The organism is Nonomuraea aridisoli (assembly GCF_003236395.1).
In the GTDB taxonomy this organism is placed as follows: domain Bacteria; phylum Actinomycetota; class Actinomycetes; order Streptosporangiales; family Streptosporangiaceae; genus Nonomuraea; species Nonomuraea aridisoli.
Genome location: NZ_POUD01000685.1, coordinates 1 through 421 on the forward strand (window position 1 = coordinate 1; position 421 = coordinate 421).

Consider the following 421-nt stretch of genomic DNA (forward strand, 5'->3'; position numbering starts at 1 on the left):
GTGTCATTGACCGCCACCAACACCTGCGAACGCTCGTCCTCACCGAGCAACTCCACATCCCCGACAACCGAATCAGGCTCCGCCACCATCGCTTCCAGAACCCGAACCAACCGCTCCGCAAACGAGACAACCGTCGACTCGTCGAACAAATCCGTCGCATACGTCAACGACATCGGCATCCCCACACCGACGCCGTCCTCCTCCAACGGTGACACCGTCAACTGCAGATCGAACTTCGCGATCTCCACACCCGCGTCGAAACCGGCAATCGACAGCCCCGGCAATTCCAAGACACTCTGCGCCATGTTCTGGAAGAACAACGCAACCTGGAACAACGGATGATGAGCCTGCGACCGCGCCGGATCAAGCACCTCCACCAACCGCTCGAACGGAACATCCTCGTTGCCGAACGCCCCCAGAT

Annotated in this window: 1 protein-coding gene; it reads right to left on the bottom strand. The window is 59.9% G+C overall.

What is annotated here, in order from left to right:
• Window positions 1–421, bottom strand: a 421-nt coding sequence (locus tag C1J01_RS48725; RefSeq protein WP_146616085.1) for a condensation domain-containing protein, incomplete at both ends; no start/stop codon positions are given.